The following is a 15,480-nucleotide window of genomic DNA, read 5'->3' as shown; positions in this document are numbered from 1 at the left end:
TGCCGATGAAGCTTTCGAAACTGCCCGACCGCACCCCGGTCAAGCTCAGCACCACGCTAACGCCGACCCTCGCGGCGCGGCTTCGCGACTACGCCGATTTTTACGCTGAAACCTACGGGACACGGGAGGAGGTGACCGATCTCGTGCCGTTCATGCTAGAGGCGTTTCTAGATGGCGATGCGGATTTCAGACGCGCCAGCCGAACAGGCGGCGTGAAGAATACGGCGGACGCCACTCATCAAATTCTTGAGGATCGCCGGACCCGTAAGGGGCGAGATCAAGGTGAGGAGAGCCCGAGCAAAGATTAGGCGGATAAATCACTCCGCCCGTGTATCATGTCTTGGTGCGGCGCTCATTGTTAGCGCGCGCGAGGAGGCGACTCGTGAGTTCACCTAGGAAGGGGGGAGTGGACCCGAAGATCTCAATTGTGACTTAGAAGTGGCCTTTGGAACTATTTGCCATTTGGCCAATCGTCTCGCTGACGAGGCTGGCCGAATAATTGAGGCGCTGCAACAATATTTCTAGATCTGCGACTGTCGCTTCTTCCATACGAAGATTCTCCGAATTGAGCGATCGAGCGATAAATGCATCAATCGGCTCGGCAACGATCGAATCGCCACCTTCGACACCCCTCACTGTTGATACGATGTGTCCGTCAGGTGTTGTCACAATCACCAGGCCTGAATGCGCGAGGATTGTCGACTCAGCAATTGATGCAGGTAGCTCAATTGCGCAAATAACATCACCCGTTTCAACGCAGCGATATCCAGCACGATAGGAAATAGGACCGGTAGCGCCGCTACCCTTGGCGGCAACCTCCAAAAACGCTTCCACTGTACTTCCGCTGTGCTTCATCTGCCCAAATGAACGTCGCATCTTCGGGGGAAATACCCTGTCTCGGTGCATTATGTAACTTAAAAGCGGTCGCCTTAAAAGCGTCAATCCGCACCATGTGCGCGGTGAAACGGACGCACAAAGGCCCTCTGCGCGATATCCTGGCGAGAAATATGCGCCGGCTACGTGCTGCGCGTGGCTTGAGCCAAGAGGCTCTCGCCCACGATTGTGGGATTAACCGTACATATCTAAGCGGAGTCGAGCGTTCGGAGCGCAATGTGTCGATCGACAACATTGCTCGCATTGCAAAGGGACTCGACGTTGAGCCTTGGAAGCTCTTGCGTAAAGAGTAGGTTACGGGATGGTTTTCTCGTAGGTTCCGGGCTATGCGCCTTCGATATTTGTGCACGACTGAGGCATTGTAGTCGTGAGTAATGCAGACCGTTCGCATATCTCGAAGCAATGCTAAACGTCACGCTAGCTCTGTTTGGAACTACAACGCTGGTTTCATCAAGATAGTTGGCATTCACCACAACGGCGTTCATTTAGGGTGCAGCAGAGAAGCCAGGCTGACCAATCAGAAAACTAACGAAAGATGATAAGTCCGACTGGACTAGATAGGTTTCCACAGAAGCTTATCAGTCTGAAACGGGCGACACTTGGGACGATCGATCCGATCGAAGAAGAGAAAGACGCTTGGTTGTAGTTCTAGAGGGCGAGTATCAGAGGTCATGTTATGGTATGATGCGTGGCGACTCGGGTCTGCGACAAATTCGGAGATTGCCATGGCTCATGCTGGTCTTGCCCGTTCTCCCCGGCGGGGGATTCGAGCGATCGCTGCGCTTGCTGCCGCTGCTTTCTGCGGTTCGTCGGCTTGGCCGGCTGAACCCGAAAGGAAGAGTGGCTACGCGATTGGCTCCGAGCAATGTGGCGGCCGTGGGTTATCCTTTCCCAAGATCAAGCTCGACATGAAGAAGGGATTCTGCGCCGGGCTGGTTCTGAGCGATGAGGACGGGCTAAGGTTCCCACGCTCCATCGTGCAAATCCCTGGGCACGAGCAGTTCGTGATCTCAGACATGGGAGGGTGGAATCGCTCAGACGGCCGGCTACTGCTGCTCGACCCTCGCGCCGCCGAAGGCAGGCGGGTCAAGGAAATCGTCACGAACCTCGAATATCCGTTCGGCCTTGCGATCGGGCCGGATAAGAAGGTCTATGCCTCAACCCATGAGACGATATTCCGGCTCGATCCGCTCGCGGCAAACCCGAGGAGCACGATCGAGACGATAATCCAGGGTCTGCCGGGCCGTCGGATCTCGCTTCCGGACGGCACCATGATTGAGGAGAGCAGTCATTCGCTCAAGCATTTTATCTTCGATAGGACGGGCCGCATATTCATCAATGTCGGCTCGCACAGCGACGACTGCATCACGAAGCCGCCGATTACCAAGCCGTGCGCTGCGGGAGAAGGCGTATCGCCGCTTGCCGCGATCTGGATGTTCACGCCACCATCCGGCGGAGTCTTTCCAGCGCTAAGGCCGAATGATCCCAATCCGCCGCGCGAGATTTATGCACGCGGTCTCCGCAATTCGATGGCGCTTGCCATCCATCCGCGCTTTCCCGACGCGGGTTACGCCTTTCTCCAAGGCGAGAACGCGCGGGACCTGCCGGATATCTTCAAGCCGAATGAGGAGATCAACGCAATCGAGAAGGGCAAGCATTACGGCTGGCCATATTGCTATGACCTTTCATCGGCAAGCCCTGAATTCAAGGTGGTGCTTCAGTCTGGGCCGTACAAAAACTTCTGCAATAACACGGCCGTCTACAAGCCGCCTTACTCTTTGCTGCCACCGCACGGCGCGCCGCTCGGGATGCTGTACTACCACGGGGGCAAGTTCCCGGAGCTTGACGGTAAGCTTCTCGTCGGCCTGCACGGGTACCGCCCGACGGGAAGCCGTCTTCTCATCTATGATGTCGACGGCCGCGGCTTTCCGAAGATAAGCCCGCCGCCCGTCCGCTATCAGGTGAGCTGCGGTGCGGAGCCCAGCCGCGCCTTTCAGACCGACGCCGGAAATGCTCCGGCTGCGGCCTATGAGGAACTAATATCCGGCTGGCACAGGGTGAATGGCGTGCGTCCACAAGGCGCCCCGGTCGGCATCACCGTCGCGGCCGACGGCGCGATCTGGATCGCCGAGGACAAGAACAAGTCCGTGATCCGTATCGACCGTACCTCCAGCAATCCTTCCGATCCGCTGCCGTGTGGTGTACGGACGCCGGAGCAGATCGATGAGCTTGCGCGCTTCGTCGCTAACGATCCCAAGAACAAGGTCCGCCTGACGGGAGTCCGGACCAACCTCGTCGAAAAGCACTGCATCGGGTGTCATTCGGATTTTGGTCTCAAGAAAGGACAGCCGGAAGCGGAGAAGGATCAGACTGTCTTGCGCTTCATGCTCGCGCAGGATGGATGGATTTATCCCGGCGACCCTGATTCCGGCAAACTGCGCATCCGGCTTCGCGGCCTCGGAGCGGAGAAGCTCATGCCTCCGGGCGGCGAGAAGCTGCCGCAGACAGAGCCGGGCTACGCCCAGGTTCTCAACCTTGCCGATTATCTCGCCGGGACAATGGTTCCCGGGACGAGAATGAGGATCAAGCCTGGCCCAGTGCAGAGGAAATTCTTCAGCAAAACCGACAAAGAATGTGGCGAAATCCCGACGACGAAGGTCGTCGTAGTGACACAAAAGAACGCTGCAGCTAAGCCCGGCTTTAGCCAGTTCTACCGGCCGGCCGACATCTTTCTCAACGGTGAGTGTACCGACGCTGATGGCTACTATATCCGGCAAGAGCTTCTGGTGCCTTTGTAGCGCGGTCCTGATCCTCACTGCAGCAGCCGCGCACGCCGAGCAGAGACTTTTTGAAAGCGTCCAGGTCACGCCTGCGGGCGAATACACTTCCGGCATCGAAGGGCCTGCCGTCGATCTCGACGGCAATCTCTATGTCGTTAATCTTGGCAGGCAGGGCACGATCGGTAGGCTCGCGCCCGGAAGCGGGGCTTCCGAAAAGTTCATCGACCTTCCCGAAGGCAGCGTCGGGAATTCGATCCGCTTCGGCCGCGACGGTACGATGTTCATCGCCGACTATAAGAAGCACAACATCTTCGCGGTGAAGAAAGGCGGTACAACGCCCGAGGTCTGGTTTCATTCTGACCAGATGAACCAGCCCAATGACATGACGATCGCGCGAGACGGCACGATCTATGCGAGCGATCCGAACTGGAGGGGGCGCAGCGGGCAGATTTGGCGGATCGAGAAGGCTGCTGACGGGGCGGTACGGGGGCAAGTCATGGCAGCATCGCGCGCTATGGGCACGACGAACGGTATTGACCTCAGCCCGGACGAGAAGACCCTCTACGTCGGAGAATCTGAGAGCGGCCAAATTTGGGCTTATGCCGTTTCCGGCAGCGAGCTGACCAATGCGAGGCTCGTCAAGACTTTCGAGCGCGATACGATTGATGGGGTACGTGCTGACGTCGAAGGAAAGCTACTGATCGCCCGTATCCTGAAGGGTTCAATTGCAATTTTGACCCCAAACGGCAAAGTCAAAAGAGACATTGCACTCAAAGGCAAAGAGCCATCAAATCTCGCCTTTGGCGGGAAAGACGGCAGGACGATCTTTGTTACGCAGCGACAGGGTGGCTTCATTGAATCCTTCCTCACAGACCGGGAAGGGCGCGAGCACTGTCTACAAAGAACTGATTGTTAGACGTAACTGATAAGGTTTCGAGCAAAAGCTTATCAGTTGGCGACTAGATTGATTTCCACCAAAATCCGATCAGTCTTGAACGGCCGCACGCAGCTTTAGTTGCTTCGGGGTTTAGGGAGGTGCCACTACCAAAATTGAAGCGGTGTTGTCCCACATAGCTTGAACTGTCGTGTTTCTAAAGCTGTGGCAGATATCGATCGATAATGATGTGGGTCAGCTGCTCACCTCTCATGGTCAGCAGGCTGAGGTCTTTCACCGAGATAGGAGCAAAATCTGTCGGATAGTCGCGAACTGTGTCGCGAGTGACCAGGTCAGGCGGCTTGTACGGAAGTCGGTGATCCTGTTGACCGAGATAGACCATTCCGAAGCCGTCCAGCTCACCGGTTTCCACATGACGGTGTAGTCTGGAGTAGACGTGGTCTTGCGATTTGCGGTGCACCGCTTCGAAGGACTTTGTGACGCGGCCGACACACCAGAAGGGATGATCGCCTCCGTCGAGCTGGCCTGGCCCCGCGTTGAGACTGATAATATGCGTCACCGGATATGTGTCGGTGATATCGCCGTCTCTTCCAGGCTCCAGCACAGAAACTCCCAAATTATCGAACACCCCGCCATCGGTTAGGACAACGGTTTGGACTTTCGTATTGCCGGCTTTGCTAAATTGGAAAGTCTCGATGAGCGGCGGCAGGATGATGGGGAAGGCGGCCGATGCCGCCACCGCCTTCGCGACGGTTGGAGCCGGTCCAACAACCTTCCCGTAACGCCAAGCTCCCGACCTTTGCGAGCCAAAACGGAATGCGGTACCGGTCTTCAAGTCACAGGCGTTGATGACCACGTGCAGGTCCGGACGCGCAACGTCAAGCACTGTGTTTGATCCAAAGAGCTTTTTGAGAGCCTGCTCGAACGCCGTCGTGAGGCTTCCCCAAACCGGCAGCGACTGCCGAAACGCGACTAGCGCGCGCTCGATACGTCGTGTCGGAGCGCCGGTAAGGGTTCGACAGACGCACAGGATTGATGAAAGGCACCAGAGGATAGCGGACGGCAGTCCGCTAACAACCAGCGTGAGGAGAATCTTCACCCCTTGTGCGCTGGTCAGCAGCTCTCTCAGGATCATCCGCTGGATGCCTTTCCGGAGAAGCTCGACGAGCTTTCTGTCAAATGTAACAAAATCATCCGAGCTATAGGCGTAGCAGGCGCCGATTACGCTTCCTCCCGACACGGTGGATAGAACCCGCACCTTCCCTAGAAGACCTCTGTCGTGGAGTGCGCGCAAACAGCCGAGGTGGAACGCCATTGCTCGTGAGCCGCCGCCGGACAGGGCGAGGCCAATGAACGGTCGCCTCGGCAACGGACTACTGGTAATCGGCTCGCTCAAAGACCGTTCCCGAAATGAGGGGCCGGGATGAATCAGCCCCGATGATGATCATCAAGAAGCGCTTTGCTTGGAATTCGTCACTCGTGAGCAGGTTCGTCATCGCACTGTAGTCGGTGTCGCTGGGAAGCGGGATTCCTCCCGGATGCGTGTGCCACATGCCGACAAAGGCAACGGATTTCCGTGTCCTCTTGGTCTTTTCCGCATTCACTTCAGAAACACCAGCCGTCCCGCAGACGAACGCGGTCGAGGATTGGACGCTATCAGGTGGCGGTCCGCTGATTTCATCGACCCAGACAATCTTCAGGAATTCGTCGACGTGGCCGAACAAGATTCCGCCCGTCTCTACGCGCCGGCCGTTGACCCGCTCGGACTTGCGCATCCATGCCCGCATTCCAGAGAGCGCCGTCTGGGTGACGCGAATCTGGTAACTATTTCGGCCGTCGACAAGAATGATGTCGCTGGGCCATTCGAACTCGAACTCGTTGAGGCCACCTGTGCGCTGGCCCGTCAGGTCGAAGGACCGGGCACGCGCAACAACCATTGAGGGATACGCCAGCCATCTGCTCGCGACGTTCGTCATCAAGGCTGTGAGTGCCATCACGTCAGCGGCAGACCCTCGGAATGTCGGGCTGGAACAGCCGGGTTCTGGCTGAAACAGGCGTGTTCGATCCGGAGTCACTGGCCAAAATTCGTCAAGGACGTGCTTTCCCTTGGCAAGATTCGACAGCGCGACCTTGGCGCGACGGTCAAGGTCCAGCGTGATGCCCGGCACAGCCTGGAAAGCCATGGTCATCAAACTCTGGTCCGCTTTGTGTCCCAGAGCCATCGAAATGATCGGCGGATGTAATTTCGGCCAAGTCCTGAACTGTTTCTCGAGCGACGTCGCGACCGTTGTCGAGGCGGTAGCGTTAATGATCACGTCAGCGGCCAGGATGTCGGCGCGGCGCTCCGGGACCTCCAGCAATCTGACGATATCCGCAGGTGATGAGAGAGCCTCGACGGCCGGATTAGCGTATCGGACGTTCTGGGCGGTTGCCTTCGCCTTGTTGGCGCCGATTTGATATCTGTCGAAAAGCTGTCTAACAAGAACACCTGGCTTGACCGAGTCCTTGTCGTAGAGCTGCAACTTGCCTACGCCGGCCCGGGCAAGCAGCATCGCGACCGCGCTACCGATCGCCCCGCAACCGAGAAGGACGACGTGACGGCCCTTCCACCAGGCCGAAGCGCTTTCGGCGTCTCGTCTGGTGACGATTTCGGGTCGATCCTCGTAGACGCTGCACCATTCGATATTAGCCTTCACGGCCCAATCGTAGAACTCAGCAACGTCACTAGCATTGTCGTCGGTAGCAGCCCTTATCGCTGCACGCATTTCGTCGACGCGCTGTGCATCGATGCGCCAAGCAGCCAAATGTTGAAGACGTTGACCTCCGGCGATTCCCCGCATCGCGGCGCCCAGGATGAAGATGAGCGGCTGGCCGCTTTCGCTCCTGAGCACGCCTAGCTGAATCATCAGCCGAATGATCTGGATCGGAACTCCCCGGGCATTCAACTCGTCAAGAAGCCCAGAGACCGACTTGGGATATTCGTGCGGCATCCCGTTCGGGAGAAGGACAGCAGCGGCGAGACGACCATCCGGAATAGCACCCGAGCTTTCAACCCATTCTCCGAGTTCGATACGGTTCTCATTTTCGCGCGTGACCTTTGCGTATCCCGCCCAGAACGGAGGTTCGGGGACCGGCGTGTCTTGTGTGGGGACGATCTTCAGGCTGCTGACCGCGTAGGTGACGGGTGGGTGCAGCGGCATTCCAGCCGGATCCAGTTCATCCGCGGCAGCAGCGCGAAGCCAATCGTCGACGCGCTGCATGTACCCGAAGAGGCCGTCTTCCGGCTGCCACTCGCTGTCGGGCGCCTGATAGAGGCAAATGTAGCTGCCCCATTGCACGTGCGAGAAGTCGCCGTAACGCTTGTGCGCGAAGTCTAGGCGCGGCAACTCTAGGGGAAAATTGGCGGGAAGCTTGAGAAGTAGGCGTTCGCGCGACCTGAAGGGAATCCCACCGGGCTTTCGTGGGTATCCGGAACAGTCCACTGAAAGGGAAACGAGTACGGCTTCTCCGTCTTCGGTTGGCTCGACGGTGTCGAGAACCTCGAGCGAACCGAAGGAAGCTTGGACGATTTCGGAAAGTTGCTCTAGCGCCCAAGCTTGTCCGTCGGATTTCATTCGCGCCCGAAACCTACTTTGGCGGTTGGAGGAGCCGCGCGTCCGCGGGCTGCGGCGACAGCGGCAGCCAATGTCTTGCGCGCGCCATCGGAGACCTCGTAGTCGTCATCGTCGAGGAATACGCCGTTTTCATTCACGCTGAAGATAATCGGACGCAAATTCTCCGGCGTGCTGTATTCGCCGGTGCATAGGAACGCCGTGTTGACGATCTCCTCATAGCGGTTCCTCGCCTTAACGTGGGGCGGGTTATCGCCAGAGGAATTCGATGCCGGAAACTCCGGCGAGCTTGCGACGATATAGCCGATATCGAGCTGGGGCCCCTGCAACTCGTCCATGGCGTCCTGCTGAAGGACGTTGTCTTCGTACATGACCTTCTTCGAGCAGTGGTGCGGCGAAAGGAGCACGTTCCAATTCAACATAGCATCATTGTTGTGAGCGTGCGTCTGCGCGAAGATCTGCATTAGGGTCGGGTAGGAGACGTCACCAAGGAAGAGCCCGTACATCGGATGATTCTGTGAGCCGATGATCACACGCATCGCCACGCTGGTCTCGTTGCGGGCGTCGGCTTCGCCCTCCTTGAACGGCCCGTGAATGAAGGCATGAAATCGGTCGCCAACGGCCGCGCCGTCAAGACATGTGATCTCGGAACCCGGACGGGTGCGGAACTGCTCAGGCAAGTTATGGTAGCGCTCGCCAGGCTGAAATAGGGAGCTATAGCCGATAACTCGTACGCGGTTTCCCGCGCCAGGGTCGCCACCAGCATTGATGGTCTTCGTGGCACGGCGCCGCGCTTCTTCGCGAAACACTTCGGCATCCTTGCACAGTACCTTCTCGTCCTCGTACTCGCGGAAGATATGCGGGCTGTGCCACAACTCGCCGATCACAACGCGCTTCAACAGATCCTCGAAGCCGCGGCAGTGGTCCTGGTCAGGATGTGTCAGCACAAAACAGGACAGGTAGGGCTTGCCATTCCGTTGCGGCAGCTTGGCCACGAGCTCATCCACCAGCGGAATGTGCTCGTTGTCGTCTTCCTCGGCCATCACCTTGTCGTTCAGATCGATTTGCATGACTTCGGTTTCGCTGATGACAACGGTCGTACTGTCGCCGCAGCCGACAGGCCAGAAAATGAAGGACGGTCCCTTTACATCTGCGAACATCACGCCTCCTCGGCCGGTCAGGCCTTACATCATAATTTTCACCTGAGTTGGTCGCCCAAAAGGCCACCCCTCTCGATGGCGATGCGTCGAGCCAGTCAAACACTATAGGGTGATTCGGGTATACAAGCGAAGCGAGTAATGCTTAAAGAACGAATCTAGGGTTGAGCTCAGGATTCCTGTGGATTTCTTGGTTTCTGGACTTCGCTTTATCGTCGCCTGGCGGGTCACGACCTATCGCTACGGTACAACTGTCGGCCGGCTGGATCCGCTGTCGACGGGGGACCGCGCATTGAGACTTCGGCTATAATTCAGTTACCGCGAGAGTCGTAACCAATGAAGCCCTCTGATCTCATTCAGAAACAGTTCGAGGACAGCCAACTGCTATCTAAGCAGTTGGAGGTGTTCAAGCAGATGGAGATGATCAGGCAAACGGATCTCCAACGACTTACCAGCTCATTTGCGGCCACCGACTATCTCCGCGAAATCGAAAAGTCCATCGCTCAGATCAACCTCGTGAAGTTTGACACGTCGGCCTTCGCCGAATCTGCGCGCATCGCGTCGGCGCAGTTGGCCGCGCTGAAAACAAATATAGCGGCGGTTGGGGCCGATCTTAGCGATGCCCTTAGCCGAATTGCCGGAGTGCCTTCGAGCATCAATCTATTGCGGGATCACGCTTTCAACTTCGAGCAGCAGTTTCGCTTGATCAATGCGCAAGACTTCGCGCGATTATCGGAAATATCAATTCCGCAGATACAGGTCCCTAACTGGACGGCCGAATTCGCGATTGGTAGTCTCGAACTACAACGTCAACTCGAGCAGATTCAATCTCCTATCATTCAGATAGCTGATAGCTTCAAGTCCCTGCGCGGCTTTAGCGAGCTGTCTGCGATCGGCGCAGCAGTGAAGTTAGCTCAGCCTTTCGATACGCGGCTGGTCAAGAGTCTTCGTCAGGAGTTGGGCGACTGGCGGGAGGTGGAGACGGATGCAACGGACCTTCTCGATGATCCCCAGGCACGGATTTCAATCTATTCGGAGCACGGCTTCAATGCCGAACTGACGGATTTTCCCGCTGAAGGGTTCGAGAGTGCCCTGACAGCAACGGGAATTGACCTTGGCGTCGTCAGCACGGTCCTTGCTCCGCCGCCCCCTGAGATGGTGCCGGCCTTTAACGTCCAAGCCTACCAATGGCTTTTCGTTCTCGAACGCGAGCTCCGCGCTTTCATCCTCAAATGCTTGACGGAAGCGAGCAGCGGCAGTTGGGAAGATCGCCTGCCGTCCGGCATGCGCGACAAGTGGCGGGAAAAGAAAGCAAAGGCCTTGGCCCAGGGGGAGAACGAGCAGCCGCTCATCAACTACGCGGATTTCGCAGACTACACGGATATTTTGTTGGGCAAAGCTAATTGGCGGGATTGCTTTAAGGGCGTATTCAAGCGCGAGGAGGCCGTCCGAGAAGGATTTAATCGCTTGCGTCCTGTTCGGCTAGTGACCGCTCATATGCGGGTGATGACGCATGAAGAATGGTTGATGTTGAATTTGGAAGTCAGGCGGATCCTTCGAGCGATAGGCGTGCAGGTCTAGGCCGATTACTCATTGAACATCTGGCCCTGGTGCCGCAGAATCCGCTCGATTTGGGCGAGGCTCTTACAATTCGCCAGTGCATGCTCGCGCCGTCTTTGGCGCCGCTGCGCCAGATCACTTCTTGCGCACCATACGGGCCGCACGAAGCTTGATCCTTGAAAAACTGCTTTCAACAATGGCAGGTCACAGGCAATTCGCAACTGATAAGGGTATTACACAAGCCCTATCAGCGATCGGACTGTTTCCATAACATTCGATGGACGAATGTTCGCGACGTCTTGCGGACCCCTAGGAGGCTGTTAGCGTCTCAACGAATTCTTCTATCGACGGCTGCTGCGCGTACTGGAGCTTCAGAAGATCTTCAACCTTAAGGTTGGTATATCGCTGGAGCTGTCGCCAATCTTTGTGGCCGGTGACCAGTGCAACCTTTTCGATAGGAAGTCCTGCCTCGAACAAACGGCTTGTTCCCTCGTGACGCAGATCGTGGAAGTGCAGGTCTTCGATCTTGAGTTCAACGCATGCCCGGGTGAATGCCGCACTGACGGATCTGTGGTTATGGGGAAAGATCCGTCCATAGCCTCGAGTTACAATCCGCTGCTGAAGCACAACCTCCCATGCGTCATAGCCCGTTAAGTTGAGCAAAGGTACTTTCTGGTCATTTCCCTCCTTATTCCTCGGATCCTTTCTGTCTTGAATGACCACCAGTCGTTTTTTCATGTCGACCAGCGGCCACTCGGGTTTGCAGATTTCTTCCTGGCGCAACGTCGTTGCCACGGCGTATCTGACGATCCGTCCCATTGGTATGAATTGCCGGGGGTTCGTCTCAAAGTATTCGATTAGTTCGTCGAGTTCGTCTTGTGTGGGCCGTCGGTCACGCTCTTTGCTCTTTCCAACCAAATTGAGGTGACTTAAAGCGACGCGTGCGAGGCGAGCTTCCTCAGCTGAAACCTCGATGCCGTGCACAGCGGCGGCGTGCGTAATGATTGTGCGGATGAAAGACAAATCGATCGACAAGGTCGCGGGGCCAGCGCCTTGCTTGGCGCGCTTTCTTCCAAACTCGATCAGCCGCTCTCGATTGAGCGCGGGCAGCTTCACACTGCCGAGCTCAGTCTTGAGCGACGCCATCACGGCAGCTTTTGACCGGCGAGGGGGCTTTCCAACTTCGCGCATGTCTTCGTCGTGCAGGTCGATCAGGTCGCCAAATGTTCGAACGTTCCGGACCACGCGTGGCTTGGACGATCCGTTGCGGTCGATATTGCGCTCCATCTCGAGCGCCCATTCTTCGCCGTCCTTGCGTCTTCGGAACGTCTCGGCCACATAGCGGGTCTTGCGGCGGACCTGGACGCGCCAGTTTCCAGATGCCAACTGAGTGAAAGTCGCCACGCGTGTGCACTCCGGCTTTCGTGTGCACTATGTGTGCACCGAGAGGTCAAAACGAGTACAAACGTGTGCAATCTCGTCTAGTTTAGAGTGCACACGTTCTTCTTTCATCCCATTGAGAGTGTAGGGTAAATCATTGGAATCGCAAGACTATCGCTTTTCTGTGGCACCCATGATGGACTGGACGGATCGGCATTGCCGTGTGTTCCACCGTCTGATGACGCGTCGTGCGCGGCTTTATACGGAGATGCTGACGACCGGTGCCATCATTCACGGCGACCGCGGGCGGCTGCTTGGCTTCAATCCAATCGAGCATCCGGTGGCGCTGCAACTCGGCGGGTCCGATCCGGACGATCTCGCCACTGCGGCGAAGCTCGGCGAAGATTTTGGTTACGACGAAATCAATCTCAATGTCGGCTGTCCGTCCGACCGGGTGAAGGACGGCCGCTTCGGCGCGTGTCTGATGGCCGAGCCGGCGCTCGTTGCCGAGGGCATCGCTGCCATGAAGCGTGCGGTGAAAATTCCCGTCACCGTCAAGTGCCGGATCGGCATCGACGAGCAGGATCCGGAAATTGCGCTCGACGTGCTGGCACGCGGCGTGGTGGCGGCCGGGGCCGACGCGCTGATCGTGCATGCGCGCAAGGCCTGGCTCAATGGATTGTCGCCGAAGGAAAACCGCGACATTCCCCCGCTCGATTACGGCAGGGTCTATCGGCTGAAGGCGGCGCTTCCCCATGTGCCCGTCGTCATCAATGGCGGCATCGGCAGCATTGCCGAGGCGAAGCGGCACCTCGACCATGTCGATGGCGCGATGCTGGGGCGGGCGGCCTATCAGGAGCCGTGGCGCTTGCTGGACGTCGATCCGGAATTGTTCGGCGAGGCGGCGCCATATGCCACCATGAAGGACGTCTTCGAAGCGATGTTGCCGTACATCGAAGAGCAGTTGGCGCAAGGTACGAGGCTGCATGCGATGACGCGGCACTTCGTCGGCGCCTTTCACGGCGTGCCCGGCGCGCGCGCCTTCCGCCGCCATCTGGCGGACAAGGGCGTCAAGCCCGGCGCCGGTGCCGGCGTGCTGCGCGACGCGATCGCGCTGGTCGAGCACCGTGCGGCAGCTTCGATTGCCGCGTGAGCGCGACCGGCGCAAGACTGCGGCCGCAGCGCGCCGTCCAACTCATCAAAGTGCGATAGGTGCTGCCAAACGCAGCTAACGCCAGAACAGCGCTAGCAGCAGGATTACGGGAAGCGGAATTCCCAGAAGCCACAGCAGTGCGCCTCTACCAAATGTCATTTCCACCCTCCTGGAACTGTTTGGAATTCAATGAATAAAGGCCTCCCATGTTCCGCGAAGGAGGAACCAAAGTTTCCTGCCAGCATTGGAACCAAAAATAGTACTGGAGGAATGATCATGGCTTCACGCACATTTCCAAACGCTTTCTTTAGTTGGACCTGGTCGGCCGTGCTGGCTGGCGTATTTGCTTCGCTGGTCGTCCAGATCTTGCTGACCATGCTGGGGTTCGGCATCGGCCTGCTTGCGATTGACGTGCCGACCGCCCAATCGGCGCCCGCCAGTGCTGGCTGGGCCGCATTCGTGTGGTGGGCAGTGTCAGGAATCATCGCCGCCTTCGTGGGAGGCGCCGTCGCGGCTACTAACTCGCCGGATCAGACAGGCCTCGGTCGCGTGGGTCACGCGCTGGGGGCCTGGGCGGTAGCCACCGTTGTGGTGGTTGCGGCCGCGGCGATGCTTCCGGCTTCCGCGACCAGCATTGCCAGCAATCTGGTCGGACCGTCCTATGCTGCCAGCGCCCGCATCGCGTATTTGTCGGGTGTTCCCGGGCGCGAGACGGTCGGCGCAACCACCAGATCACCGTCGCAAGCGCAGATCGAGGAGGCGCGCAAACACTTCGCTTATGTGATGTTTGCCAGCTTCTGCGCTCTGCTCCTTGGCGCCGGGGCGGCCTACGCGGCTGGAATGGCGACCACGAGCCAGGCGGTCAAGGAAGCGGCCCGGCCCGTCACGTAGAGGTCGCGAGTCCTGCGCCTGCGCAGGAAAGGCGCGGCGCGTCGCCGCGCCAGGCGCGCGCGATCAGTTCGCGGATCGCCGCTCGCTCGATCGGGCGCGGATTCCAGTAGGGATTTTTGACGGCAAGGTCAGCGGCCTGATCGATGCCGCTCTCGGGCATGCCGATCTCGCGCAGCGACAACGGCGAGCCAAGTTTTCGCGCCAGATCCTGAAGACCGAGCGCCGGGTCAGGCTCCCCGAGCGCGGCGGCCACCTGCGCCATCGCGTCGGGCGCGGCGGGTGCATTATAGGCGAGGGCGTGCGGAAGAACGACGGTGTGGGTCTCCGCGTGCGGCAGATTGAACAGGCCGCCCAGCGCGTGGCAGAGCTTGTGATGCAGGGCCATGCCGACGGCCCCCAGGCAGATGCCGCACAGCCAGGCGCCATAGAGCGCGCCGGTGCGCGCGGTCTTGTCGTTCGGCTGGGCGCAAATTGTCGGCAACGCCTGGGCCAGCGCACGGATTCCCTCCTCCGCCATCAGCGAGATCAGCGGGTTGCGATCCCGTGCGTAGAGCGCTTCGACCGCATGCGCGATGGCGTTGATGCCTGACGTCGCCGATAGCTTCGGCGGCATCGTCATGGTGAGGTCGACGTCGTAGATGACGGTCTCGGGAAGAATTTTCGGGCTCGACTGCGTGGTCTTGATCCCGCCGCTGGTCTGGCCGACCACCGGTGTCATCTCCGAGCCGGAATAGCTTGTCGGCAGCACGATTTGCGGCAGGTCGGTGCGCAACGCGATCGCCTTGCCGAGGCCGGTGGTCGAGCCGCCGCCGATCGCGACGAGACCATCGGCCCGCATATCACGCACGGTTTCCATGGCCCGTTCCGTCACCTCAACGGGCGTATGCATGACCGCGCCGGTGAAGACGCCGGCGAAGCGCTCGCCGATCATCTCCCGAATGCCGGCGACCAGATCTTTCTGTCGCGGGGTCGCCAGCACGAGGGCGCTGGTGACGCCGAGGTGCGATAATTCATAGGGCAATTGACGCAGCGTGCCGGCGCCGAACACCACCCGCATCGGCGCGCTCTGGTAGACGAAGTCTTGCATGACGGCTCCTTGCGGGGAAAGGGCCGGCTCCGGGATCGCTGCCGGAGCCGGACTTTGCGTGTTGACGCCTCG

General features: G+C 58.5%; 13 protein-coding genes. 7 read left to right on the top strand and 6 right to left on the bottom strand.

Annotation, left to right across the window (positions count from 1 at the left end):
* The first annotated feature begins 5 nt into the window (after nt 1-5).
* Complete coding sequence (locus HCN50_RS20075; RefSeq protein ID WP_171711378.1) at nt 6-308, top strand: DUF2274 domain-containing protein; 303 nt, start codon at nt 6-8, stop codon at nt 306-308.
* A 124-nt stretch (nt 309-432) separates the two neighbouring features.
* Here the strand turns inward: HCN50_RS20075 and HCN50_RS20070 are convergent, their stop codons facing one another.
* The gene (locus HCN50_RS20070) at nt 433-834 is read right to left on the bottom strand and encodes a hypothetical protein (protein ID WP_171711377.1); all 402 of its coding nucleotides are present in this window, start codon (nt 832-834) and stop codon (nt 433-435) included.
* Between the two features lie 29 nt (nt 835-863).
* Between HCN50_RS20070 and HCN50_RS20065 the strand changes: the two genes are divergently transcribed.
* The 3 genes from HCN50_RS20065 (at nt 864) to HCN50_RS20055 (ending at nt 4,590) form a co-directional block, all read left to right on the top strand.
* On the top strand, nt 864-1,187 hold the full coding sequence (locus HCN50_RS20065; protein WP_311968079.1) for a helix-turn-helix domain-containing protein: 324 nt from the start codon (nt 864-866) through the stop codon (nt 1,185-1,187).
* A 432-nt stretch (nt 1,188-1,619) separates the two neighbouring features.
* Nucleotides 1,620-3,692: a PQQ-dependent sugar dehydrogenase gene (locus HCN50_RS20060; protein WP_171711376.1), complete on the top strand. Its 2,073-nt coding sequence runs from the start codon at nt 1,620-1,622 to the stop codon at nt 3,690-3,692.
* Complete coding sequence (locus HCN50_RS20055; protein WP_171711375.1) at nt 3,652-4,590, top strand: SMP-30/gluconolactonase/LRE family protein; 939 nt, start codon at nt 3,652-3,654, stop codon at nt 4,588-4,590. Before HCN50_RS20060 ends, HCN50_RS20055 begins: the two co-directional genes overlap by 41 nt.
* 175 nt (nt 4,591-4,765) lie before the next feature.
* Here the strand turns inward: HCN50_RS20055 and HCN50_RS20050 are convergent, their stop codons facing one another.
* Genes HCN50_RS20050 through mblB form a run of 3 tightly spaced genes read right to left on the bottom strand, consistent with a single transcriptional unit; the run spans nt 4,766 to nt 9,340 of the window.
* Nucleotides 4,766-5,965: a patatin-like phospholipase family protein gene (locus tag HCN50_RS20050; protein WP_171711374.1), complete on the bottom strand. Its 1,200-nt coding sequence runs from the start codon at nt 5,963-5,965 to the stop codon at nt 4,766-4,768.
* Entirely contained in the window at nt 5,943-8,183 is a 2,241-nt protein-coding gene (gene cap2-3 / locus HCN50_RS20045) for an anti-phage 6A-MBL system cap2_3 protein (RefSeq protein ID WP_171711373.1), read from the bottom strand. The genes HCN50_RS20050 and cap2-3 overlap by 23 nt, the downstream gene beginning before the upstream one ends.
* Nucleotides 8,180-9,340 (bottom strand): anti-phage 6A-MBL system MBL-fold protein, encoded by a 1,161-nt coding sequence (gene mblB, locus HCN50_RS20040; protein WP_171711372.1) that lies wholly within the window; start codon nt 9,338-9,340, stop codon nt 8,180-8,182. The genes cap2-3 and mblB overlap by 4 nt, the downstream gene beginning before the upstream one ends.
* A gap of 333 nt (nt 9,341-9,673) precedes the next feature.
* Here mblB and HCN50_RS20035 point away from each other — a divergent pair, with 333 nt between their 5' ends.
* Nucleotides 9,674-10,918: a Swt1 family HEPN domain-containing protein gene (locus tag HCN50_RS20035; protein ID WP_171711371.1), complete on the top strand. Its 1,245-nt coding sequence runs from the start codon at nt 9,674-9,676 to the stop codon at nt 10,916-10,918.
* A gap of 288 nt (nt 10,919-11,206) precedes the next feature.
* Here the strand turns inward: HCN50_RS20035 and HCN50_RS20030 are convergent, their stop codons facing one another.
* Nucleotides 11,207-12,301 carry a site-specific integrase gene (locus HCN50_RS20030; RefSeq protein ID WP_171711370.1) on the bottom strand — a complete coding sequence of 365 codons (1,095 nt, stop codon included), beginning with the start codon at nt 12,299-12,301 and terminating at the stop codon, nt 11,207-11,209.
* A gap of 133 nt (nt 12,302-12,434) precedes the next feature.
* Between HCN50_RS20030 and dusA the strand changes: the two genes are divergently transcribed.
* Together dusA and HCN50_RS20020 are read left to right on the top strand one after the other, a co-directional pair.
* Entirely contained in the window at nt 12,435-13,430 is a 996-nt protein-coding gene (gene dusA / locus HCN50_RS20025; protein ID WP_171711369.1) for a tRNA dihydrouridine(20/20a) synthase DusA, read from the top strand.
* A gap of 276 nt (nt 13,431-13,706) precedes the next feature.
* On the top strand, nt 13,707-14,321 hold the full coding sequence (locus tag HCN50_RS20020; RefSeq protein WP_171711368.1) for a hypothetical protein: 615 nt from the start codon (nt 13,707-13,709) through the stop codon (nt 14,319-14,321).
* Here the strand turns inward: HCN50_RS20020 and HCN50_RS20015 are convergent.
* On the bottom strand, nt 14,314-15,408 hold the full coding sequence (locus HCN50_RS20015; RefSeq protein ID WP_171711367.1) for a maleylacetate reductase: 1,095 nt from the start codon (nt 15,406-15,408) through the stop codon (nt 14,314-14,316). The two genes, HCN50_RS20020 and HCN50_RS20015, sit on opposite strands and share 8 nt — an antisense overlap.
* Nucleotides 15,409-15,480 lie beyond the last annotated feature (72 nt).

The organism is Bradyrhizobium archetypum, from assembly GCF_013114835.1.
Lineage (GTDB): Bacteria > Pseudomonadota > Alphaproteobacteria > Rhizobiales > Xanthobacteraceae > Bradyrhizobium > Bradyrhizobium archetypum.
Note: the sequence above shows the minus strand (reverse complement) of the source record. Positions and strands in the feature narration are given on the sequence as shown.

Bases quoted from the DNA above. Each gene is read 5' to 3' on its own strand.
- HCN50_RS20075 (WP_171711378.1), top strand. From the start codon at position 6: ATGAAGCTTTCGAAACTGCCCGACCGCACCCCGGTCAAGCTCAGCACC.
- HCN50_RS20065 (WP_311968079.1), top strand. From the start codon at position 864: ATGAACGTCGCATCTTCGGGGGAAATACCCTGTCTCGGTGCATTATGT.
- HCN50_RS20060 (WP_171711376.1), top strand. From the start codon at position 1,620: ATGGCTCATGCTGGTCTTGCCCGTTCTCCCCGGCGGGGGATTCGAGCG.
- HCN50_RS20055 (WP_171711375.1), top strand. From the start codon at position 3,652: ATGGCTACTATATCCGGCAAGAGCTTCTGGTGCCTTTGTAGCGCGGTC.
- cap2-3 (WP_171711373.1), bottom strand. From the start codon at position 8,183: ATGAAATCCGACGGACAAGCTTGGGCGCTAGAGCAACTTTCCGAAATC.
- mblB (WP_171711372.1), bottom strand. From the start codon at position 9,340: ATGTTCGCAGATGTAAAGGGACCGTCCTTCATTTTCTGGCCTGTCGGC.
- HCN50_RS20035 (WP_171711371.1), top strand. From the start codon at position 9,674: ATGAAGCCCTCTGATCTCATTCAGAAACAGTTCGAGGACAGCCAACTG.
- HCN50_RS20020 (WP_171711368.1), top strand. From the start codon at position 13,707: ATGGCTTCACGCACATTTCCAAACGCTTTCTTTAGTTGGACCTGGTCG.
- HCN50_RS20015 (WP_171711367.1), bottom strand. From the start codon at position 15,408: ATGCAAGACTTCGTCTACCAGAGCGCGCCGATGCGGGTGGTGTTCGGC.